The sequence below is a fragment of the Pseudomonas sp. Leaf58 genome (assembly GCF_003627215.1).
Classification (GTDB): domain Bacteria; phylum Pseudomonadota; class Gammaproteobacteria; order Pseudomonadales; family Pseudomonadaceae; genus Aquipseudomonas.
This window is the reverse complement of record NZ_CP032678.1, coordinates 644,974-667,532: the sequence shown is the minus strand read 5'-3', so window position 1 is coordinate 667,532 and position 22,559 is coordinate 644,974. Positions and strand designations below refer to the sequence as shown.

23 protein-coding genes are annotated in these 22,559 nt (G+C 54.0%); 9 read left to right on the top strand and 14 right to left on the bottom strand.

Going from position 1 to position 22,559, the window contains the following annotated elements:
* The first annotated feature begins 29 nt into the window (after positions 1 to 29).
* Entirely contained in the window at positions 30 to 1,001 is a 972-nt protein-coding gene (locus tag DV532_RS28785) for a hypothetical protein (protein WP_056798248.1), read from the top strand.
* 42 nt (positions 1,002 to 1,043) lie between these two features.
* Here the strand turns inward: DV532_RS28785 and DV532_RS28780 are convergent, their stop codons facing one another.
* On the bottom strand, positions 1,044 to 1,535 hold the full coding sequence (locus DV532_RS28780; RefSeq protein WP_056798252.1) for a hypothetical protein: 492 nt from the start codon (positions 1,533 to 1,535) through the stop codon (positions 1,044 to 1,046).
* Positions 1,536 to 1,702: 167 nt separating this feature from the next.
* Here DV532_RS28780 and DV532_RS28775 point away from each other — a divergent pair, with 167 nt between their 5' ends.
* The 4 genes from DV532_RS28775 to DV532_RS30580 all read left to right on the top strand — a co-directional run bounded on the left by DV532_RS28775 (position 1,703) and on the right by DV532_RS30580 (position 5,587).
* Positions 1,703 to 2,152, top strand: coding sequence for a chemotaxis protein CheW (locus DV532_RS28775; protein ID WP_056798255.1), 450 nt, complete (start codon positions 1,703 to 1,705; stop codon positions 2,150 to 2,152).
* Positions 2,142 to 2,522, top strand: a complete 381-nt coding sequence (locus DV532_RS28770) for a DUF2388 domain-containing protein (RefSeq protein ID WP_056798258.1) — start codon at positions 2,142 to 2,144, stop codon at positions 2,520 to 2,522. Before DV532_RS28775 ends, DV532_RS28770 begins: the two co-directional genes overlap by 11 nt.
* Positions 2,523 to 2,732: 210 nt before the next feature.
* Positions 2,733 to 4,700, top strand: a complete 1,968-nt coding sequence (locus DV532_RS28765) for a TonB-dependent siderophore receptor (protein ID WP_056798261.1) — start codon at positions 2,733 to 2,735, stop codon at positions 4,698 to 4,700.
* A 341-nt stretch (positions 4,701 to 5,041) separates the two neighbouring features.
* On the top strand, positions 5,042 to 5,587 hold the full coding sequence (locus DV532_RS30580) for a hypothetical protein (RefSeq protein ID WP_162241122.1): 546 nt from the start codon (positions 5,042 to 5,044) through the stop codon (positions 5,585 to 5,587).
* A gap of 442 nt (positions 5,588 to 6,029) precedes the next feature.
* On the opposite strand, the gene DV532_RS28755 is transcribed toward DV532_RS30580, so the two are convergent.
* On the bottom strand, positions 6,030 to 7,118 hold the full coding sequence (locus DV532_RS28755) for a hypothetical protein (RefSeq protein ID WP_056798267.1): 1,089 nt from the start codon (positions 7,116 to 7,118) through the stop codon (positions 6,030 to 6,032).
* 180 nt (positions 7,119 to 7,298) lie between these two features.
* Positions 7,299 to 7,640, bottom strand: coding sequence for a hypothetical protein (locus DV532_RS31320; protein WP_372340016.1), 342 nt, complete (start codon positions 7,638 to 7,640; stop codon positions 7,299 to 7,301).
* Positions 7,641 to 7,853: 213 nt separating this feature from the next.
* Between DV532_RS31320 and DV532_RS28750 the strand changes: the two genes are divergently transcribed.
* Positions 7,854 to 8,147, top strand: coding sequence for a hypothetical protein (locus DV532_RS28750; protein ID WP_156675899.1), 294 nt, complete (start codon positions 7,854 to 7,856; stop codon positions 8,145 to 8,147).
* Positions 8,148 to 8,307: 160 nt separating this feature from the next.
* On the opposite strand, the gene DV532_RS28745 is transcribed toward DV532_RS28750, so the two are convergent.
* From DV532_RS28745 to DV532_RS28700, 10 genes are all read right to left on the bottom strand, one after another.
* On the bottom strand, positions 8,308 to 9,246 hold the full coding sequence (locus tag DV532_RS28745; protein WP_056798279.1) for a hypothetical protein: 939 nt from the start codon (positions 9,244 to 9,246) through the stop codon (positions 8,308 to 8,310).
* A 130-nt stretch (positions 9,247 to 9,376) separates the two neighbouring features.
* Positions 9,377 to 9,634, bottom strand: coding sequence for a hypothetical protein (locus DV532_RS28740; RefSeq protein ID WP_056798283.1), 258 nt, complete (start codon positions 9,632 to 9,634; stop codon positions 9,377 to 9,379).
* Between the two features lie 4 nt (positions 9,635 to 9,638).
* Complete coding sequence (locus DV532_RS28735) at positions 9,639 to 10,211, bottom strand: non-canonical purine NTP pyrophosphatase (protein WP_056798288.1); 573 nt, start codon at positions 10,209 to 10,211, stop codon at positions 9,639 to 9,641.
* 227 nt (positions 10,212 to 10,438) lie between these two features.
* Positions 10,439 to 10,732, bottom strand: coding sequence for a hypothetical protein (locus DV532_RS28730; RefSeq protein WP_156675900.1), 294 nt, complete (start codon positions 10,730 to 10,732; stop codon positions 10,439 to 10,441).
* A 281-nt stretch (positions 10,733 to 11,013) separates the two neighbouring features.
* The gene (locus DV532_RS28725) at positions 11,014 to 12,387 is read right to left on the bottom strand and encodes a hypothetical protein (RefSeq protein ID WP_056798294.1); all 1,374 of its coding nucleotides are present in this window, start codon (positions 12,385 to 12,387) and stop codon (positions 11,014 to 11,016) included.
* Between the two features lie 72 nt (positions 12,388 to 12,459).
* Positions 12,460 to 13,830, bottom strand: coding sequence for a hypothetical protein (locus DV532_RS28720; protein ID WP_056798297.1), 1,371 nt, complete (start codon positions 13,828 to 13,830; stop codon positions 12,460 to 12,462).
* A gap of 96 nt (positions 13,831 to 13,926) precedes the next feature.
* Positions 13,927 to 15,033, bottom strand: a complete 1,107-nt coding sequence (locus DV532_RS28715) for a hypothetical protein (protein WP_056798301.1) — start codon at positions 15,031 to 15,033, stop codon at positions 13,927 to 13,929.
* A gap of 208 nt (positions 15,034 to 15,241) precedes the next feature.
* A complete protein-coding gene (locus DV532_RS28710; RefSeq protein ID WP_056798303.1) occupies positions 15,242 to 16,009 on the bottom strand; it encodes a hypothetical protein in 768 nt (255 codons plus the stop codon).
* Positions 16,010 to 16,117: 108 nt separating this feature from the next.
* Entirely contained in the window at positions 16,118 to 17,587 is a 1,470-nt protein-coding gene (locus DV532_RS28705) for a hypothetical protein (protein ID WP_120715502.1), read from the bottom strand.
* Between the two features lie 127 nt (positions 17,588 to 17,714).
* Positions 17,715 to 19,382: a hypothetical protein gene (locus DV532_RS28700; protein WP_056798310.1), complete on the bottom strand. Its 1,668-nt coding sequence runs from the start codon at positions 19,380 to 19,382 to the stop codon at positions 17,715 to 17,717.
* Positions 19,383 to 19,751: 369 nt separating this feature from the next.
* Between DV532_RS28700 and DV532_RS28695 the strand changes: the two genes are divergently transcribed.
* From DV532_RS28695 to DV532_RS28685, 3 genes are all read left to right on the top strand, one after another.
* A complete protein-coding gene (locus tag DV532_RS28695; protein WP_056798312.1) occupies positions 19,752 to 20,066 on the top strand; it encodes a hypothetical protein in 315 nt (104 codons plus the stop codon).
* Positions 20,053 to 21,114: a hypothetical protein gene (locus DV532_RS28690; protein ID WP_056798314.1), complete on the top strand. Its 1,062-nt coding sequence runs from the start codon at positions 20,053 to 20,055 to the stop codon at positions 21,112 to 21,114. Before DV532_RS28695 ends, DV532_RS28690 begins: the two co-directional genes overlap by 14 nt.
* A 162-nt stretch (positions 21,115 to 21,276) precedes the next feature.
* On the top strand, positions 21,277 to 21,978 hold the full coding sequence (locus DV532_RS28685; RefSeq protein WP_056798316.1) for a CerR family C-terminal domain-containing protein: 702 nt from the start codon (positions 21,277 to 21,279) through the stop codon (positions 21,976 to 21,978).
* A 63-nt stretch (positions 21,979 to 22,041) separates the two neighbouring features.
* Here DV532_RS28685 and DV532_RS28680 read toward each other — a convergent pair whose 3' ends face one another.
* Complete coding sequence (locus tag DV532_RS28680; RefSeq protein ID WP_056798319.1) at positions 22,042 to 22,347, bottom strand: hypothetical protein; 306 nt, start codon at positions 22,345 to 22,347, stop codon at positions 22,042 to 22,044.
* Between the last annotated feature and the right edge of the window lie 212 nt (positions 22,348 to 22,559).

Below are 22,559 nucleotides of genomic sequence, written 5' to 3'. Positions count from 1 at the left end.
CAACACTCCTTCACCCTTGGAGACTCCTTATGCACCTGCACCGAACCCTGGGCGCGACTCTGATGCTCGCCGGCACCCTTGCGATGGGCCACGCATTCGCGGATCAGCCTGCCGTTGCGGATGCTGGTGCGGTTCAAAAGGAGCCAGCCAAGGGGCAGGAGGGCAATGACGCTGATACCCAGGACGAGAAGGGGCCCTACGCCGAAGCACTGTTCAAGTTGATCGAGAACACCCAGAGCGCGATTCATGACGCCATGGCCCCGGTCGAAACCGAGTTAGCCGACACGGTAGAGCAGGCCAGTAAAAATTTGTTGGCGGAACAGGACATCTACAAGGCGCTGTTGAAGATGGCCATCTACCGGGACAAGCTCAATGAGGGGGATTCAAATCCCGAGCGCGCCAGCAGGGCGGCCATGGGTAGTCTGCAATCGTTGCTGCGGCAAGCCCCTGGGGTGATGGACAACGAAGCCCTGATCAACCGGGCCAAGCTGATTGCGCAAGTGGCGACGTACTATGGCAAGCACGACCCGTCCATGTGCCGGTACTTGCCGCAGGACTACTCCACCTTGCTGGTGATCGATGCCCCCTGGCTGACCGATGTGGACGAAGACCTGGTCACCCAGGCCATTGCGGATGAGACCAAGGCGGTCAAGACCATTCTTTCCGGCGTCCCCCCGCTGGTGATCAATGATGTGGACGTACAAAAAGTCTTTTCAAAATTCGCAGGTGAATGGCTTGGCTCGCTGGATCAGGACAGCGTACGCAAGGTTGCCGAAGCTCGCGCACAAGGCAACTATTGTCCGCTGTGGGCAACCATGCTGACCGACATCTCGCGGATGTCGGAGCCGTACCCAAGCTCCATTCAAAAGATCCTGCTGCCCATGCTCACCATGCCGACGCGTGGCTGGCTGGATGTTGGCTTGTGGGCCTATCGACCAGGTGGCGCTCCTTCGCCTGACGCTGCTGACTCAGCGGGCGAAGAGCCGAGTGAAGGTAATTGAGCCTTGGACTTCACAAAAAACCCCGCCTCGGCGGGGTTTTTCTTACCTGGACAATTCACGGTCATGGAGGGGCTCCGCAGGCGCCAGCGTGCGCTTGACCGCATCACCAAAGCCAATGGCAGGCAAGTTCATCGGCGTGCGCAGTACACGCTCGGCCAGACTTTCTGGCCTCACTATCACAGGGACAGACATGGTGCGTCCTTGCAGGGCTTCCAAGGGGCCAGGCGCCGCGACGGGCAGATCCGCCATGAGATCGTAATCATCCGGGATATGACCGAGCGGCGTCGGCGCTGGCCGCACTGCAGGGGCTTGCATGGGGGTTGAGAGCAGAACATCCGCTGCGGTTGGTGCAGGCTTGCCGACCTCGGGCAACTTCATGGTCGCACCTCTCAAAACGCCGCCAGGATTGCTGCGGGCCGGGGTGCCCAGATCCACATCAGCAGGAATGTAAGGGCGGGATTGCTGTGCCATTGCTTCTGATACGGGACGGGCATTCGCGAGAATTTGATCAATGAACGACGGGGTGGTGCTCATGAGGCGGATCTCCTTTTTGTTATTAATCCAATTTACCATATACCTCACTGAGAAAGTCACCTGGCGCTGGGTAATTTCGTCGGTGGGTTACGTAGCCGAAGTCACCAGGGTTTGCATTCGCTCCCTTTAATGATATATTGATTGCACATTTTTAAGGGGCTGCCCCCATGTCAGAAGACATCCTCATTTTCGGCCTTGGTGGAAGGGAACGGTATGCGCTTGCTGTCTCGCAGATTCGTGAGATTGTGAAGCTGGGGGCGCTCAATCAGGTGCCAGGGGCTTCCGCGCACATGCTCGGGTTGGCCAGGGTGCGCGATCAATACATCCCAGTCATAGATACCAAGGCCATTCTGTTCCGGCAGCCGCGTGGCGCTCAGCCTGATCTGGCAGTAGTGCTGGATGAGCGCGAGCCGATCGCGCTCGCGGTACTTGAGGTCAGTCAGGTGATGAAGGCCACTCGACCACTGGATAGCCAGGCCTCCTCCCACGGCAGTTTCGTTGAAGGTATCATCCAGGATGAGGACGGGCTCATTCAAAAATTGTCTGCAGACGACATCCTGGCCGTCTTTCGCTGCAACGCCACTGCGCCAGCCGGGGGTGTCCAGCATGCTGCGTAGAACCCTGCGGATCAGCGGCAAAGGGTTTGCCGTGCTCAGCCTCTGGTTCACCGCCCATTGCCATGCGGAGGTCGACGCGGCAGCGGCGATGCTGCCCAGCTTGATGTCGAGCATCCCCACGGGCATCACGATGATCGGGTTTATTGGGAGCACTGATGCGTCGGGATCAAGCTCTCATCGATCGTCCATGAAAGTGGCGATGCGTGATGATGCGGCATTCTATGTGGCCACGCAGGGGGCTGAGGAAAGACCTGCTTTGGAGCAGGCCTTTGATCGGTACCGCCACCAGTACCCCTCCGGAAGCATGGCCAAGCTTGAGATCGCCGTGGCGATCCTTGCCAATGATCCCTGGGTCGAGTCACTTTATTGACAATATTGGCACCTTGATCTTCCACTTGTCGCCGTAAACGTCAAAAGATAAGCGTTGCAATAATCGGCAAACATGATTTGGGGAAATTGTGTCTCATTCTGCCCTGCTTGGCTCGGCTGGAGGTGCTTTCGCATATGACTGTTATTGACATGCGGTCTTCGTTGTAGTCTCATAGCCTCCGCACTGGGCGTACGCCCTGATATGGAGCAAATGAAGACGATGTCGAGCCTTACTATCACCACCTTAAAAGCTGCAGTGCTCCTCGCCTGCGTTACACAAATTGGCGTGGCGTATGGTGATGCCGACTCCTTCAGCCCAGGCCTCACCCTGGCCGACGTAAGCCTTCCTGCCAACCCCAAGAAATCAGCAACGTCGGTAACCGTCATTGACAAGAAGATGATCGAGGCCAGCGGGGCGCGTTCGCTCGGGGACATCCTTCGCATTGTCCCAGGGGTGACGGTCGGTTACCGCTTCGGACACTCGCTCTCGATTGGTACGCAAGGTGGGGCCGAAGAATTTGGCCGGCGCATAAATATGATCGTCGACGGGCGCGGAATTTTTACCCCAACGACAGGTACCCTTGTATCGTTCAACATTGTCCCGCTCAAGGATATAGAACGTATCGAAGTGTATAGAGGGCCAGCGCATAGCGAGTTTGGCTCCAACTCCATGTTGCTGACAATCAAGATTTTTACAGCATATGCAGAAGAGCGTCAGGGTACAACAATAAGCCAGGCCAACGGTACCAACGGCATTGATGACACTTACATTCAGCATGGCACACAGCTTGGTGATGTCTTCGTTTCTGGCTCTTATAGTCGCACGAATGATGAGGGGCTTGTTCATCGAGCAGACGACACCCACAAGCAACAGATTTTTGGTCGGGCGGATTATCAGCCGACCGAAGAAGACCAGATTTCCGCAACGTTTGGCGCGGCCCAATCGGACATTGATGTGTGGACGTCATCCAACCTGAACAGTGATGACCATGGGGCTTCAGACTCCACGTGGTTTGTGAGCACCTCCTGGACTCACATGATTGATAACAGCACGTATTTTACCAGTAATTTTTCCCACACCTACCTGCATCGCAAGTCAGATTATTTGACCGCTCCAGTCAGCCCAGCCATTGGCCGGCTTTTTTGGAACATCGGTTATGATTTGACTTCGACCGCTGGTGAATTCACCCTGACGAAAAACTTCGACTTTGTTGAACTGTCAGGCGGCTATAAATATTCGCATGATCAGGCCAATAGCGACACGCTTTTTAAAGACGACAGCTACAACTTGGATTACAACACAGTCTTTACCAGTCAGACCTGGAAACTGACAGATAAAACCACCCTGAATACAGGGTTTGAGGGTGAGGCATCAAGCGAATTTGACAGTAGGACTTCTTCGCTATCTGTTTCGTTGGTGCATGATTTGGACATTAACAATACGTTCAGAGTGGGTTTTTCAAAAGGCACTCGTCTGCCTTTGCTGTACGAGCAGGAATCTGCACGTAAGGCATACTTGTTTGATCAGGGGATGGTTCCAGTATATGACGTTTATAACACGGTTGATCTTGAACCAGAAAAAATGCGGACGTACGAATTGGCCTGGATGTACTCAAGTCTTGACAAGACAGTGAATTCAGAAATTCGTTACTATGTCAACAAGTACGATAACATGATTGGCTATGTGGTTGCCCCCAACCCAGGGATTTTCAGTCAAACCGGGAAAACCGTGGCGACCGCTCAAAACCTGAAGGACTCCAGCACTGTTCGAGGGGTTGAGGCAAGCATTGACTGGCGACCAACGTCAGCGATACTGTTGGCTGCTAGCGGCTCGTATACCGATGTGGACAGCCACGTTGATCCCACTACGTATACCAGCAACATCGGGGAGTCGAGCCCGACCACGGTCTTTACGCTGATGGGGCAGTATTCATTCGCCAATGACTGGAGAGTAGGCGGCATGTACAACAGGGTGCAGGGCTTTGCCTGGTCAAATGGCTGGATGCTGGATACTCAACACAATCTGGACATGTTTGTTGAAAAATGTTTTGGCTCTATTGGGGCGACAAAGGTGTGCACTAAACTTTCAGGGAGCAACTTGCTTGGCGGACAGTCGAATTTCCGGCCTGAAGCCTACTCTCCGAAAGCGTATTGGATGGAAGCTTCCGTGAGCTTCTGATTATTGAGAGAGTATGTATGGCATGCATATGTCGTTATAGTACTTTCTTTTTATTTTGTCTTTTCTCCGTACTGGTATACGGTTCTCCAGTGCAGGGTGTGGATGAGAGAAAGCAAGTAACGCTTGCGTTTTTGTCAGACGCCCCGGAAATAGCGCTAATCCGGGATGGTTTGGCGTCAAATCCTGGTCTTGAAGTGAATGTGACTTCAGTCCTGGACAAGTCGTTGTGCGTCCGCGATTCGGAGTTGGTTGTGTGGGGATCAGACGCTGGGAGCAAGATTGCAAGCCAGTGTCCGAATAAGAAATTGGTTGTCATATCGTCACGGTACATGGTCAGCCTCATGAAAAACATGTACAGCCCTGACACTTGGGGGTACTACATGGATCAACCAGTCGCGCTACAAGTCAAACATGCTGATTTGAATATGCCGAGCATTCGAACACTTGGCATTCTTTACAATAAAAATGATATCGAGCTTCCTGAAATAAAAAAGATTATGGCCACTCCCCATAGGATGGAGATCAAGATGATTGAGATTCAGGACAATCAGGTGGTGGCCCAAGTGATGCGTGATTTGTACCAAAGTGTCGATGCAGTTTTAATTACTGGAAATAAGCAAATTTGGTCTCTCCAGGATTTTAAAACTTACCTCGTGCTGGGGATGCGGCAAAATAAGATAATGATCGGTGGCTATAACTATCTGTACACAAATCGAGGCTCAATTAGTTCCGTTCATACCGATTTCACCGCATTAGGGGCGAAGATAGGTGCGCAAATTATCGACGGCTCCGGGAAAGGCTTCAATTTTTTCGAAAAGTATAAGATTGTAACTAATGAGCTTCTTGCCGCCAGGTATGGAATCTACATTGGTTCGAAGAAAGAATGAGTAAGCGAACTGGGTATACGCTTTTTACACCTGTTAATCTACCTCGATTCGTGCTATCTCGTTCATCTAAGCCCGGTGAAGGTCACTGAGCCAACTGCTCGCGCCGACCTTCCAGGCACTTTCCCTTAGTTGCTCTGGCGATTGTGGCGGTGGTGACCGCTGGTCTGGTGTTGCGTCAAGAAAATGTCTTTGAAAGCCTCTGCAGCTATCTCAGAGGATGCCATGACCGGTAATGCTAAAATTGGCAAAATCACAGGTTATCGGCCAAGGGGCGTTCGACTTTAGTGAAAATTGTTGAATGCAGGCGCCAGCACAGGGAACATGCTTTCGGAATGATGATTTGCGCCTGTCTGCGCGGCACCCTGCGACAGCAAAGCGCGGAGCGCCCAAGCCATGTTGCTGATCGACACGGGCCAGGATGTCGCTTAGCCTGGCGCTTCTGCTAGAGGCCGATCTCATGTTCCAGGTGTAGCGCCTGAAGTGACTCCGGGGCATGAGTGAGCAGCTCATGCACCGGCAAGCGGCTCAGCCTGGATGCAAAACTCAGGTCTTTAAGTGTAAGGAGGTGCGGGCCAATCTCTGCAGGCGTCAGGATCTTGCGGCGGTACAGTAGAGCTAGCACAGCCTTGCTGGCCATGGGGCTGGCGGTAGCGAAGTCCATGAGCAGATTCGCGCCATCCCGATCTGGCCTGACGGTGAATTCGTCACCGCAAAGTGCCGTCAAGGTGGCGCGAATTTCATCAACTTTCTGTAAGGGGGCATTCGAGACAAAGACCCTCGCCAGCTTCCTCAAGGTCTCTTCATTATCCTGCAGGGCCAGCGGCGAGTACGGGTCTTCCTCCCGCAGATAGCGGGCTAGCTTGGCCAGATACAACGTGTCGAACTCAGGCTGGCCAACCAGCAGGTAGACGAACTGCGGATTGACCACTGCGTTGGCAATCTGGACGTCGAGCACCTCGCGAGAACGCTCCCTGATGACCAGGTTATTCAGCCCTACGGCATTGAGTGTGCTGCTCATGGCTTCAATGCTGGACAAACCTTGAGCACAGGCGTTCGGGTCTAGAGGAGAAAATGAGAGGAAATTTTCTGCAATCCATGTGCGGCTATCAGGGGCAAGTCTGAACAGATTGCCATACAATGTAGCAGTGAAAAAACCGAGTGTCTGCTTGTCGATATTCTGCTCCAGGAACGATCGCACGTCATGATGTAACTGCCCCCCAAACCGGCGCTCAAACGCATAGGGGGACTCGGGGAAGTAGGCATGAAACGCAGCATAAACGGCCTTGTTCAACAGCGCGATAGAAGGAGATTCGGGCATCCTTTTCAGCACCTCCACCATGGCTTTAGCAACAATCGGACTGGGACTTCCAAGGAATGCGATAGCCAGTTCTTCAGGCTTGTCAGCCTCGACGATATGGTCGATGGCGGCATCGTACTCACGGGTGAGGATGTCACATAGCTGCGGCGAAAAATAATGCGTACCTAATGCTTCATCGATGCGCTCCGCAAGGGAGTGGTTTGTAGCAGTCATTCTGAGTGTTCCTTAGGCATATACGAGTACCACGGGTGACTACACCGAAGCGGTGCCGGCAAGCCTGGTCGTCCTGATTGACGGGGAGAGGGACGCCGGGTGGTTTGACCTGTGAGCGCCCTGAACTCTGTTTTCGAAGCCTGATGTCTCAAGCCGCGTCAGTTGCATATTCGAAACTGGTCATTGAAGAGACATGATGACGTCGGCGCCTACCGATTTAGCGGTACCAGGCCCTTGCAGCAAGTATATGGTGTTACAGCTCTCAAACAGGCAGCCTTCAGTAAAGCTGACCATGGGTGTGCTACGCACCCAGCCACCGACAAAATATGGGCGTCGCGGATCGCTGACCACACTGCTCGAATAGATCATCACCGGCTCAATGCCTGTGGCCAAACACACGGCGCGGTCTTCTTCAGAAACCTCAAGCTCGGCGTAGATCCAATCCGTTACCACGCACACCGACTTGTGTGGAAAGCGCTGTTGGCCAACGCCAGCATGTCTTCGACACGCTCGGGCGAACACCCTGTCATGCTCCTAGTACCAGCGCCATACAGAAAATCGGCGATCCGCTGCAGCGTGTCTGTCTTGCCTGTGCTCATAGTAAAATCCTCAGTTATTTTTTAGGCCATAATACCGCAGGAGCGGATCGCCTTGGTGAGCGAATTACCTTTTTGCATATATTGATTGTTCGAGGTATGCTTCTCCAAGGACTAGCCCATCTGAGAGACTCGCATTGTGAACAAGAATTACAATGACGTACCTAGCCAGCCCCGCTGGAATAGCCGCCCTGTCCGCTATCGGCACCTGATGAATCAACGGTTTCAGGCGCCGCTCACTGCCCTGGATGAGGCCGAGTTGTTGGCCTTGCATCATCAGTTGCGTAATGAATGTACAGCAATACTCAGCGGTTTCGTTGCACTGGTAGGCATCAGCTTGATCGGCGGAACCCCGCCCCAGGCTGTCCTGATCGGAGGACTCGTTGCCTTGGTGAGCTGGGCGCTGAACCGAAAGCCTTGCTCACTCATCTAAACTCGGATTTTCGGCTATACGCGATCGGGAGTGCGGGCAGAAGGCCCGCATGCGGACTTTAGCCAGGCTCAAATTCGCGGGCATCTCGCAGCAATCTCTCCCTGACTGACCTACTGCTGCGCTACCCAGCAGGCACTCAGCCCCTCAGGGGCTGTCACTGCTAACGTGACGCCCTGGCATACTCCAGCCCCCGCTGGGCGTCCAGATGAATCTTGTGAATGGCATAGGCTGCCGGAAGGCCTCTTAAGTGCCAGCGGTAGGCGGATTGACGGTCTCTAATGTCTTTGAATGCGCCCTGGATCAGTTTCAAACTCTCAGGATCAGTCACCTTAGATCGTAGCTCAGGCTCCTTCATCGTTGACCAGGCGTCCCGACCTGCCTTGAGCCGGTGCAGCGCATCCTCGGCGTTTGCGAGGGGCATGTGCTTGATGTAGGAAATCTGCTTTTCCAATTCCGCTGGCGAAATGGCTACAGGCACACGCTTGATGGCAGGCGTCTTGATGATGGTTGAGGCTATTCCGCATCCTAGATAAGGGTAGTGGGCCTTCGCCAGGGTGCCGGACAGGTAGGATCCCAGGAAATCGATCAAGCGTCGGTTGTAGGTATGAGCGTTGCCATACTCTGCATAGACCCTGAGGCGATGCTGACCACCCCCATGGCGCACCGACAACCAGTCGGCCTTCCTGGCAGCTTTTTCCAGATTGATGGGTATGCCATCGGGGAAGTTGAGGATGGTGCAGCGCTCCTCATGCACGGGCGCCTGATCAACGTTGCCGCTGGTTTCGATGAAGCAGGGCTTGTCCAATTGCTCAAGCAGTACCTGCAGCGCATCGGATTCCGGATAAGCAATGTCCTTGACCTTAAGCGACTCGCGAAACTCAGGTGAATGCTTGGCGGCGTAGAGGATTTTTGCTATTGCTGCATTGGAGTAGCTGTACTCTGCAATCCAGGTCTCCAGCTCAAGGTCATCCGCCTTTATGGAAATGACCATGATCGGAGAATCTGCCACCTGGGAGCGTCCTTCGGAAACGGTTACATTCATGACCACCCCATCAGCGCATTGCACTCTGCTGGTGCGGGGAAGGTGCTCTTTGTCCATCGGATTGTCCTCGGGATCAGCTGAAGGTCTGCTGCTTCATTTTAAGCAGGCTCGGCGAGGAAATTCCACATCGCTTGCAGCATAACACTGCAAGGGGGTGTGACGTGGATAAAGGCAAAATTGAGGACTGTCAGTCCAGCAGCATCGACTCCCGGTAGGATTCGTCGTCCACGCTTCGGTCATGCTTGAACGTCAGTCCGTGCTGTTGAGCCAGCTTCAGGCCATAGGCTGTGGCCTCGCTCGCGTTTTGCCACTGTTTTCTGGAGGCCATCACGTAGTCATGACGCCCATGGGATTGAGAGTCGTAGAGCTTCAGCACCTTGATGGCCTCTTCGTCAACAAGGTGGATCAAGTAGTAGGTCGGTGGATAGCTGATTTCGTTGTCCATGGTCTTACTCGTTCTGGTAGGCGCCTGTCCAGGCGGGCAGTGCGCTCTGGTTGATAGAAAGGTGGTATTGGTCTGCCAGCAAAGCTTTGAATGCGCGAGCTCGGGCGGAGTACTGATCCTTGAGCCCCCTGATTTCCAGTCTGGCCAGGCTTTGGCCTACCCCGAGCACGTTGAAGATGGGGTCATAGCCACTGCCGGCGACATCCCAGGGCCGTAGACGACCTTCCAGTGAGCCCAGGAATACCTTGACCAGGCCATCCTGCAAATACGCCAGCCTGACCTCCCAGACCACCTTGCAGGGATCATTTTGAGCACGCTGCGTCAGTTCTTCCAAGCGCCACTTGATGTCGATCAGCGGCTCGCCATCCACCACCAGGATGGAATCCTCTACGATCAGGCCTTCGCCTGCTTCAAGCGCCTTGTAGAGCGCGATCTGATCCGGGGAACCAAGGATCTCAGGTAAATCACTGCCAGGCTGAACTTCAATGGTGTTGCCGCTGAGCCTGCGGTACTCGGCGATTTTTGTCTTGTTGGAGCTGACAATCTTCAGCCCTTCAAGACGGTTTACGGTCGTCATAAAAAACTCCAAAAACGATGCCCCCAATCTACCAACTTAACCCATGGGGGCTGGAAGCAAGCAATTTACCACTAAAGCGTATAGCAGTGGAGCTAGGACAGAAAGAATCAACGAATCCACCTCTCATCGTTAGGCCTATGGAGCGTGCCAAGCATGAATCCACCCCGCAAGGCGGATGCTCACAACCTATTCCCAGTGTTATGACCTGAGTTCAGAATGGCTTGATATCAGGGGAATGGGTTAAAACTGGGATGCGAGCGAACGACCTCGGATACATTTTTGAGCGCCTCAGCGTAGCTGAATGTGAATTTATCGATGTCCATGTTTTTGGGGCGCAGCCCTTTATTCAGTGCCCCTATGACAGTCAAGCCGTTATGCAGAAGGGGGAGGTACCTTTCAAGCGCGTCCTTCTCCTGCTGGGAAATCGGTTTGGCCATCAGGCTTTTGATCTCCTCGGACAGCTTGTTGGCAAGCTCCCCCAGAAGCCCCATGTCCCTGGATACTGCTTCGTATTTGCTCATCACCACGAGTCTGCCTGCCGGCACTGCTGTGAAGTTGAAGCCTCTTACCGAAGCCTCCATTGATGGTTACGTACAGCGCAAGAAACCTTTGCCTTCCTGGAAAAGCTCGATGTGCTGCCGAATCGTCCATCGGTAAGGCCGGTTTTTTCAAGGTCAGGGATCTAGAACAGATCATTGACAGCGAGTTTTTTGGCAGTGTCCTGACGGAATATCCGCTGTGGCTGGCCAAGCCTAAACAGTGAGGGTTTTGTTGCCCTGGCGTTCAGAGGAAAGGTGTATTGTTACAAGCCGAGGTCAGCCTCTAGGCTGTGGGTGTGCATCCAATCCACGGCCTCCCAGAGCGTTCTGGGTAGGTGCTCTATATCCAGTATCTTACGTTGCAGGGCAACTTGCTCATTGGGATTGTTGTCCAGGCGTTTGAGGCAGTGACTCATCGTCAAAATGGATCTTTCCTGGACAATTGCCTTTGCTGCGGGATCAAGGCTTTCGTAATTGTAAAAGACATTTATCAAGCCCTCGACCAGTTCGTTTCGCCACCGTGGTGGCATTGGATCCAGAAGCTCGATGAACCGGTCGAACGCAAACCCCACTTTGTCAATCAGCTGCTGTTGTTGTGTCTCTTCCATTTCCTCATACACCGAAAAGGCATGGCCGAGTCCTTCCATAATTGCGCCGGGGGCCAGGCGAGAGCTGTCGATGCACAGCAGCGCGCAAAATTGGGCGTTGGAAACAAGCGGGCTTTCAAGGGCGAAATTGACCTGCGCTGTGGTTATCGGCTGTTGAGTACCGACCGCAGCCACTAGCTTTTGCAGCATGACTTCGCCATGACCCAGTTGTGCCAGGCGACTCATATGGCGATCGTCGTTTGGGTTGAATCCTAGGTAAAAGGCGGCCATGGCGGATGCTTCTTGCTTGAACCCGCTGTTCGCAAACAGCTCCAGTGCGTCAATCGAGAAAAGATTGGCCTGGCCTGAGTTCCTGGCTGTTTCGGCGCCCACGGCTTGAGCCGTCAGGGCGGGAAGCTCGCGGATCAGAAATTGCCCCAATGCACCTGCATCGCGTAAATTCGCGGGAAGGCCCACCTCCGAAAAATAATCGGAAACCAGGTAGGGTACATTGAAATAGTCCGAAGTGCCTGAGCGAAGACCCTCTAGCTTGTACTCCAGCAGCATGGTGAACGCCAGGTTGTCCGGGATGAGGTGTAGGCGCGTTGCCAGCTCATCAACTTCCCGCTGACGTACCAGGCCGTTACGAAGCATGGCGTGCAAGGCAGCGGGAACCGTGTCATGAGCACGCTCAATCAGCTCCCCGAGCTGACTCATGCGTGGCGACACGTAATGAAACAGCGCCTCAAATACATCGCTGGACACGCTACCCAGCTGGATGTTTATCAACGTTCGCTCAAAGGGCAGGGTTTTACTGATTTCGACCAGGTGATCGGTCATTTTTGCAAACAAACCGTGCTGGGTTCCGAATGCTGTAAATGTCGCCAGCATGTTGCCGGCGTCATGAATCAGCGACACATCGTTGGTTATCAGGCCGCGTTCGAACAAGACTTGAATGCGGTTGGACAGCACACCCAGCTGATCCAAAGGTTCAAGCATGCTGCTCATCTGGAGCCATTGATTGGCAGGTGCCGGGCTTTCTGAGTTCATCGGTTCGATATCCGTGGACTGGGCAAATGGACGGTTAGGATTGCCTCACCTGTAACGTGTGGGGCGCAGGCATCAGAGGCCAAGGTCGAGCTCAAGTTTTTGCGTTTGCATCCATTCTACGGACGACCACACGGTTTTGGGCAGATACGGCAGGGTGATGATTTCGTGTTGCAGTTTTTCTTTGAGCTGGGGATTACTGTCCATGGTCAGCATGCAATGGTTGATCGCCCAGAGGGTTTGCTGATCAAGCATGGACTGTCCTGTGGCATCGAGATGGCTGTATTGGCGGTACACCCTATTCAATCCACGAGCAAGCTCAGTTGAGATGCCCTGGGAGTAGCTCCCAATCAGCTCCACAAAGCGTTGTATAATCAAACTGCTTTTTTCGAGGAGCTGCCCTCGACAAACGTCATTCATTTCGTCATAGACCGAGAGGGCGCTTCCCAGTGCTGTCATCATCCCGTTGGCCTCCAGGCGCGAATCCCCCACGTTCAGGATCGCGCAAAACTGCGCCGTGGAGATAAGCGGGCTTTCGAGGCAAAAGTTCAGATGACCCGTGCTGATGCGCTTCAAGGTGTTCAGGATGTCAAGGGTTCGCTCCGCAACAATGTCAGCAGGAACAAGCTTTGCCAACCGACTTCTGCTTCGACCCTCGCTCATCTCATAGTTCAGGTAGAAAACTGCCATTCTTGCAACTTCTGCCGTAAAGCCGCTGGCAGCAAGCATCTCAAAACTGCTCAGGGAAAACAGATGAGCTAAATTGCCGCTAGCCAATGCTTCTTCTTGCTCAACGCACTCGACCAGTGTTGGCAGCTCTTGCCTCAGGAACTCACCGATCGCTCCTGCGCCTCGCAGGGTTGCGGGCAAGCCGGTATCAGAGAGGTAGTCGGAAACTAATCTGGGCACATTGAAATTTTCTTCGTCACCCCTGCAGTAGCGATCAAGTTTGTGCTTCATGAGCACCGCCAGCGCTTTGGAGTCAGGCAAGGGGTAGACCTCTTGAATCAAGTCATCGATTGCGTGATCTTCGACCAGCCCGGTTCTAATAAAGGCTTCGAACGCCATTGGCACCGCATCCGGGGCGCTATCAATAGCCTTGATAATTACATTGAGGGGTGGTGCAACGTATTCAAAAAGGGCGCACAGGCTTTCACTGGAGGTGAGTCCTTTTTGAATGGATTCCAGGGTACGTCCGTAGGGGATCGTGTCGTTGATTTTAACCAGCTCAGACGCCATCAGGGCATATAGGCGTTGCTGGCTGCCGTAGGCGCTGAAGGCCTCCAGCAGCTTGCCAGCGTCATGAATCAGGGCAGCGTTACCGCTATTGAGGCCGCTCCCGATCAGATCCAGGATGCACCGGGATTGTCTGTGCAGTTCCAGGTGCGGTGGCATTGGAACGCGGGCAGCCGACGCGGCAGGGGGTGGTGAGCAGTCAGGCTTCATGCGAGGATGTCCACAAACGGCAATATAGAGGTTAGTTATCAATTCCATGATGCCGGAAGGACAGGTGCCGACGCAACCAAGGCGGCTCCCCGAGCCCTATGCCTTTTGGTGCGCCCTCTGCCATTCGAGATACCGGGAAAAGTCTGGTACGCCCTCGACCGAAACGACTCGGCTTAGAATTTCTCGTAACTCTGCCCCGTGGAGGCGGTTCTTCTCAACCAGCTTGGCGGCGATCTCTTCGAGAATTGGTTTGTTTGCCTTCAGGATTCGCCGGGCCTGGTCTTGGTGTTTTTTCCTCACCTCGTTCAGGGTCAGGCGATTGAGTTCGATTTCTGCCAATCCTGTTGGTGATGTGAAATACACATCGTCAGGGTCAGTGGCCATGAACTGAGGTGCCCGCGCCAGCCAATTTCTAAAATCCGCTGCGCCTCCGGAGCCATAGCCTCCCAGCATCAGTCGCTCAGCCTCGACGCCTGCCAGCATCCCGATCATACGCATCTGCATGTATTCACGCATCAGGACATTGTGGGGCCAGCCATTGTGTCGGCAGTACCCGAAACTGCCTCTGTCAGGCCCTTGGGCCAACACGACCTCGGCACTGTCATCCAGGAAAGGATCAAGCGCCATAACCACGGCATGACCCGCTTCATGAATCGAAATGCTGCGTTTGTCGAACCAGGTGAATCGGGTGGCTTTGCTCATGTAACCCTGGGCCTCCCACTCCTTGGCCCAGAGGCCGAACAGGCGATCAATGAGGATTTGCAGAGGGTGTTTCATGAGGCTCAAAAAGCCCCACAAGGCCACGGCAAGCAGAGCCATGGACGTGAGCGTTACGCGATGTTCATGCAGTAAAACTAGGAGCTCGCCCATCTTCAATTCCAACTCAGAATAGACAAGGTTGAGCGCGCTCAAGAAACACAGTGCCAGGAGATTCAATCCAAGCTTCTTCAGGTGGGAGGGAACGCAGATATCGATGATCATCACGGATCCGATGCCAACTACCCCCAATGCCACAGCAGTATTTTCGGCGACAAATCTCAGGGGATTGTCGAGTGCCAGCCAGATCAATGGCGCGGCATAGCAGAGCAGAAAGGGTAGAAAAGTGAGGCTGCTGGCAATGGCACCCACCCTGTGCCACTGCGTGGGCGGGAAGTCAGTTTCCATTTTTCGACGGGTGAGCCAATTGTGCAAGCGAGGGATCATAATCAATTCTTTTTATTATTTAAAAAGCAATTGAATCATACACGAGTGGATCGAGGCAATTTTCATTAAAACCGAAGCGTGCCGCGTTTGGGGACGCCTGAGCTGAGCCTGAGGCTCTCATCGTCATGGAGTGTGTGGGGGGCATTTGCAGGCGGGGCTGCAGGGAGGCAGATCGACCCCCTGTGCAGGGGTCGATTGGTGAGGACGATCAGTAAAGCAGGCCGTCACTGTCCATGGCGCGCACCGCCGCTTTCTTGACCTCTGGCTCTGGGAAGGGGTCGAAGCTTTCCAATGGCTTGAAGCCCATCATCGCCACCACGAAGGGTTTACCATCCTTGACCATGACATCCCCCACCATTGAGGAGCGCGGACGTTCTGTAATCGCAATGACATGCTTGTGCGCTGTCCAGGCATCTTCGATGTTTTGCGTGGACTCAAACGCCGCCTCCAGGTTGGTCGCCTCAGCCCCTTCCGGGAAAATGACGACCGCAGCGCGCTCGAACAGCCCCTTGTCAGTCAACTGCTTGATGATGGCATCGTTTGGCGAAATGGTGGCCTGGACATACAGATTGGGGTGGAATTCGATCAGGTCACGGGTGTGGTAGTACACCTCGATGACGTTGGATCCCGACTGAGCCAACTCACCCACGGGGGCATTTTGAAATGCCTTGCTGGTGCTTTGAACTTCTTTGAGGAACAAAAGCTCGGATTCGCCGGTTTCTGCCTGCTGCAGGATGGAGTCCCTGCGGACTTGGGCGCCTTTGTCCTTGAGCAGATGGTCGATGAACAGCGCCGCTGAAGCCTCTGCGCCAGCCAATGGTACTTCGAACTTGGGAGCCACGTACACCGTGTTCACGCCGGGAAAGACGAGCTGGTGATTGATGTCCGACAATGAGGTCATGACGGTGTTGATCTTGGCCTTCCCGGAGTCAACCAAGGCTTCGAGAATTTCGGTAAGTTGGGCCGGCGTTTTCATGTTTTGCTCCTGGATTCTTTTTTCTAGGTTAGTCGATGAGCGAACCCTGGCGCAATCAACCCCAAGGAGGTCGCCCTGTTCGGGCGAGCGAAGCGCTGCCCGGCTTGCTCAAAGACCCAGATCTATCTCCAGGGCACTGGCGGCATAATGTTTAAGCTGCGGGTGGGCGAGGAATTTCTCCCGGCTAACCCCCAGCTTCAAGGCCATTTCTGCCCTGCGTGGAGTGGTGATGATAGTCGTCGGGTCGAATTGGTCACTGTCTATCAGGAAGCGGAGTGCCGCGCCGTGGCACAGCATCGATTCCTCTGCGGTATCGATCTCAAAATCAAAAAACACGGTGGCGGCACGCTCGATCATTTCTGTTTGCTGGAGCCGCAAAGCCAGTGCCATCGCACGTTCGCAATGTTGCGGTTCAACCTCTCGGGTACCCGCAGGAGCTAGCTTATTCTTTACCTTATGGGGCGTGCGACAAAAGCCATCCCCCATACCCATCGGCTCGGTGCGCAAATAGCCCATGGTTTCAAATTGTTCAGCAGCGTCCAGGCGACAGGTCACTGCATCCAGCGCCTGGGTACGCACAATGTCGTGGTACCCATAGCCTACGAAGGCCGTGCGCATGTTCTCGACCAGTGAAAGCACCTCAGAGGGGCTAATTGTGCTGTTGTTGAGATGGCTATAAAGGCACACTTTGAGAAAATACTGGGCTTGCTCGTTATTTTGCCCACCAGCGCGCAATGCTTGAACGAAAGCGTCAGGCTGATCAATCAAGGTTTCCAGGATTCGTGCTGCCCCCTTGATAGAGCCTGCTATCAGTGCTGTCGCCGCCAAGGTTACTGCCTGCTCTTCGTCAAACTGGAGGTCTCGGATACTGTGGGTTTTCATTTCGACCCACTCCCAGTCGAACGCTTCGGGATCCTCTTGTGCAGGCATGCCGGCAAAGGCGATGGACATCGACAGAAAGTAGTTATGCAGCGCTTCTAGTGTCCGTGCGAACTCATGTTGGCTTGGGCAATGAATCAAGGAGTGGTAGAAGGCAGTCCTGGCATTGAACACCCGAGGGGCGGTGGGTTGCTGCAACTCGTCAAGCCACCAGCCTCTGCATCGCGCCATGAGCTTTGACGTAGCCAAGTAGGTCGCGTTGGCAGGCGTTGCATTGATGAGGTGGTAGAGCCTTGCCTCATGGCTTGCGAAGGTCTTTGAACCTACTTGAATGGCGTTTTCCTCAGGGAAAAGGAACGTTTCCATGGCTTGATCAAGATGTCGAATCTCATCCTTGAAGTGTCGAAAGGCTGTGTGCTTATCCTCATCATGTTCAGGCAGATGCAATCTCGGGGACGGTACCATGCTGCCCGTAATCGATGGGTTGGTGTTTTCAAAAAATGCAATCGGCTCCAGCCCGCATTTTGAGAGACCTTCCCAAAGGCGCATTTGCTCCACAGGCGTTTCATGGAGATACGGATCGAGGGTATCGCGCAGATCCTTGGCCAGATGATTCCAGAAAGAGTCCCTGCTCAGGTTCGAAGGATGCAGGGCCACATCGATCAGTTCGCGCAGCGGCTTGCGCTGTGCAGCACTCATGGAGAAGGGCGCGCTGCGAGCACCCTGCGCACTGCTTGATCAATCAGGTTCTGATAATCAGCGACGACGCGATATTTGGGTTTTTGCGTTGCCCTGCGATCCCAAGGGTGGATTGAGAGTGGCATGTTCAAAGTCCCAGCTCGTCTTCGAGGATGTCGTCGAGACTGTCGCGCATGATATCGGCCACCTTTGGGTCATCCAACAGCAAGTGGGCTGAGCAGCCCATCGTCATCGCCGCCTTGAAGGCTGTTTTGGAGAAGATGATCTGGCTCGGAGCTACAAGCGAACGGTTCAGAAGGTTCAATATAAGGCTGGGAATCTCATAGTCCTTGTCAATGCCTTTGGGCTTGGATCTGTCGAGCAAATGGATGGCACTGGGCAGGAGCATCTCAATCTGCCCCATGGCGAGGGCGAATGCGACCTTTCGCTCCCGACGCGCCATCGTTTCAGCTTGCAGTCCCGAGAAGGGTGAGTTAAAACCACGACTGCAGAAACCGCTCCCCAGGTTCATCTCCTCGGTGCGCAAATACCCCCTGGCATGAAAGTATTCGCCATGCTCGATGTTCATGCACAGCGTATCCAGCGCGTGAGTGCCTTTCAGGTCGGGGTACCCCGCAGCCTGGAAAACCTCACGGTACCAGTCGATTTTCCCCTGAAGGTCGGCGCAGTCAGGCGTGAATCTTGATTTCCCAAGGTAATCACCGAGGGCATGAGCGAACAGCGAAAAGGCTCGATCTGGTTCCATCTCCTGGTCAACCAGCAAGCGAACGAATGACTCAGGGAACGTGAAGAACGACTGGAGGATGCGCCTGGACTCCAGGAAGCTGCCGGAAGCAATGATGTTAGATGCCACCTGGAAAAGCGTGGCGCCCTGCGTTTCAAGATGCGTTTCAAGCGCTACAGCGTCACCCAGTGGCAGCAAGAGCTGTTCGAAATCCAGGGCGCGATAAGACGGTATGTCCTGGCGCAGGTCAAGCTGGGAGATCCGCTTGGCGACCGTGATCAGCAAGCGATCAATGCCGAGTTCATTGCCATTGCGGTCATCGGTGTAGAACGCCATGCGCCGCAGTAGGTCGGTGTGAGCACGATTGAACCGATTTAGAAGGCCCTCGATGGCAAGGTGGGGATAGGCTCCTTCCACCCCTTGCAACTCGTCAAACCAATGCGCCATGCAGTCCTGCATCAAGGTGGAATTGGCGATATACGGCAGTGGATTGGGTGTGTTCAACACAAGGGCGAAGGCACGTGCTTTCGGATCATTGAGGGGAATGCCCAGGTGTTGTCCTGGATACACCCTGGGAAGGCCGCGTCGGACGTCAAGGTCGGGGGCGAAGCACGCCAGGTCGAGCACCTTCGCGTAGATCTGATCCAGCCTGGCAATGGCGTAGGGCAATTTCACCAGTCCATCCCGATCAGATTTCACTGACGCGGTCATGGTTAGTCCCGGTATCAAATGGAGCGTCTCGGAAACGCTCAGCAGCGGTAGCTTGATGTTCTGTAGGCACGCATCAACCATATTGATGCCTCGATCGACCAACATTTCAAAAATGTTCGCCTCGTGATCAATTTTGGTTGGCATGAACTCGAACATCAGCTCAACGTTGAGCTTCCCATAGAAACTGCCGGCTGCACCCACGGGATCATCGCTGGCCAGCAAGGCTGCTTCGACGGATCGTGTGTTAACAATGGGCGCCAGCTCAAAGCATTTGCTTAGCAGGGCGTCGGCATCATCATTCAGCTGTTGGCTGGCCATGCTGCTGGGGTTGATTGAGAAGCCTTGATTGATTGTGAACACGAGGTCTGCCGCCTTAGGTGTACTGTTGATGGAGTGTGGGGCAACTGGCCAAGTATCTCATGCTCAAACCGGTTCCCCACAGTGAGGGTTGAGCTGGGGTGTATGAACATGGGCTACCAGAAATGCCATTCATGGTACCACGCTCAAGAGGCCCGACTCCTTGGTTATCGCTGAGGCTTACAGGCACATTGAAGAATACCCTGCATCTTCAATAGTAGGGTAAATCGCAAATGGGTTACAAGTTGCTTCAGGCGCAGGCAGGATGATCCAGCCCTCATATGCGACCCGCACTAGACGCATTGCTGAAATTGTAATTTGCAGCACACTATCTGTTAGAATATCCCAAAACCTCGCTAAGAAGGGTTAGGCATGAGAAATTACCCCGTTTCAGTCGTGCGGGTCGAAAAGATATTGACGACCAACAGCAGGATTACCGCAGAAGTCATTGATCTGGCGCCCCATGTCGATGATGAGAGTCTTCAGCAAATCCTTGGGCGGTTGAGTGTGATCAGCACGCGCATGTCGTTGCTGGTGTCATGCCATGACATTCCAGAACTCAGGTGCATCGATGAGATGATTGACCCTGCTGTCGAAGAGCGCTTTTTCAAGGCCTCCGAGGAGTTTCTGTATCAAATCGATCATTTCATCCTCCGGGTCAAGGGGAACCGCCATGCCCAAGCTTAAGCTCGAAAGCCAGATTCTGGAGCGTTTTGACGCTCAAGCCAAAGAGATTGCCCCTGTCGTTGAGGCTCAGGCCAACCAGGTGGTGGGCGTGTTGGCCAAAGACCTTATTGGAGCCGAGTTCAAGCCGAACCTGGGGCTCAATGGCATCCATCACTACACGCGTCCCGACTCCTATGTCTTCTGGCAAAAGGTGGGTACGGGTTTCAACAATTTCGTGAAGATGAAACCCTGGTTGTCAAGCGTGTTCATTAAGCCGATTGATGAAGGCACCAAAGCCAATATTGCGGACAAGTTGGCTCGCTATGTCGGTGGAAACGCCATGATTATCGGCGCTGCTGCTGCGCTCGGCATGGGGTTGGAAGGGCGGACAGTGAACTCGTTTTTCAATTCTCCAACCATGGCTCCTGTCATGGAGATGATGAATTACAGCATGGACAAGATCCACATGGGTTGGTTTGGCACCTCGGCGGCGGCAGGCCTGGTGGCGTTCGGGCTCATCAGCTTGAAGCTGGGTTGGGACGCCAAAAAGCACTACGACAACGCAAAGTTCCTGGAAGGGCGCGATCAAGCTATTCTTGATGGCGCGCTGGCAAAGGAAAAGACCTTCATGCAGTGGTGCAAGGCCCGATTCACTGGGAAGTATTTTGCTGAGCCTGAGGTGAGCCAGCAGTCGCTCAATCGCATTCAGACGATGCAGAAAATGAACCTCTCGACTGAAAAAATCCTGGATCTGACCAAGCGCAAGGACGAGCCTACCTTCAAGCACGTCGAGCGCAGCGCGCAAATCCTAGTGAAGGATTACCTGGTCGACAGGCACCTTGCCAACCAGACAGCTTTGTCCATGCTCGTTGACATTAAAGGGGACACCAATCACCTGACAGCGATTCTGAAAAGCCGTCATCTTCCACAGGGCTGGGCTGAAAGGTACGCGATCGACCCTAAAACCATCGTCAAGGAAGAAATGGATCTTGGCACCAGGCGGGAGCCCCTGAAACTTGAGCATGCCCCTCATTCTGTACAGACCTCGGTTGCTGCCCCTTCTCTTTAATCGCCTGATACCTGCCCATTCCCTGGGCAGGGTGCATCGGCCATCCACTGGCTGTGCGCTTCAAGCGTGGCAGCCCTTGGTGAAGGTTTTATGATTTCCTGATTGGAATTATTTGCCCGGCTGATACAATTGCTTTACCCATGTATTGAGCTGGAAAGGTTCATGCCGCACCCCGACAAGAAGATCAGACGCACCCATCGTCAGGCCTATCACTGTGGCGACGAGACCTGTAAGCGCATCATCGAAGCCGCCATTGACGTGTTTGCCACCAAAGGTTTCCAGGCTGCTACGACGCGCCAGATAGCGGAAAAAGCCGGCGTTAATACACCTGCACTGCAGTACTACTTTGAAAACAAGGAAGGTTTGTATCGGGCCTGCGCCGAACTGATCACGCACGATGCGAGCAGCCATTTCAAATCAGTGTTGAGCATGATCGAGGCGCACTTGCTGCAACCGGTCTCCAGGAAGCAGGCGATCTGCCTGTTTTGCGACCTGCAGGATTCCATTGTCGACCGCCTCCTGGGGTGCGGTGAACAGGATGACACCCGGCGCCTGTTCATGGCCATGTCGCAGACAGGCCAAGGTTTGGAATGTGGTTTTACATTGATGCGTGAGCATGTTGCCGACAAGATCGACAGCGCCGCCCAGACCCTGGTGGCGATCGCATGCTCGTTGCCACCTGAAGAACCCTTGGTGAAAGTGCGGGCCATGACGCTACTGGGGCAGACTTTGATTTTTCACGTGGGGCGTCGATACACCGAGGCGGCGCTCAATTGGACTCAGATTTCTGGTGAAGACCTTGACCTGCTGAAGACCGTGCTCAGGGAGCAATCCGTAGCCGCCTTGTCTAGCTACGGAGGGTGATCGTCTCCAGGCAGAGGTCAGACCGTGCAGGGCCCGCTGGCCTGTGGTGATCAACAGCCAGGATTACGGGGCTGGATCTTCGAGCTGGCGCAAGAGCTGATTAAGAGCAGCCTTGGCAGAAGCCAGGCGACGTGCTCTGATGTCGAGGTCTTCCTGGAAGATGTTGATCAGGGCAACACGCGCATCCTTTTCAGATCCATACAGTGAGCCGTTCTTGCCGTCATAGGGCAAATACCGGGGTGGCTGCTCAAAATCTTGCAAAACGATGCAGTTGCTTTTCACATCGACGGCCTTGAACGGGGCGATCTGCTCATCGCGAAGCAGCCAGACCGTTTGTTCACGGGTAATTTGTTCCAAACCAAGACGCATGGGTACTGTTCCTTTATCAGAGGTGTCCTGAGGTTATAATTAAAGGCAAAAATACGACAGAGCCTGAATGCATTTCATTTTACAGTGGGCTGCAGTCCAAGCGCCAGGCCGTCAACCTAGGGTGTTTGATCAATTTTCCAAAACCCAGTCAAACTATGATAATGGGTATCCCAGGGTGTGTCCAAACCAGGTCAGGTTTCCCCTTATTCAAA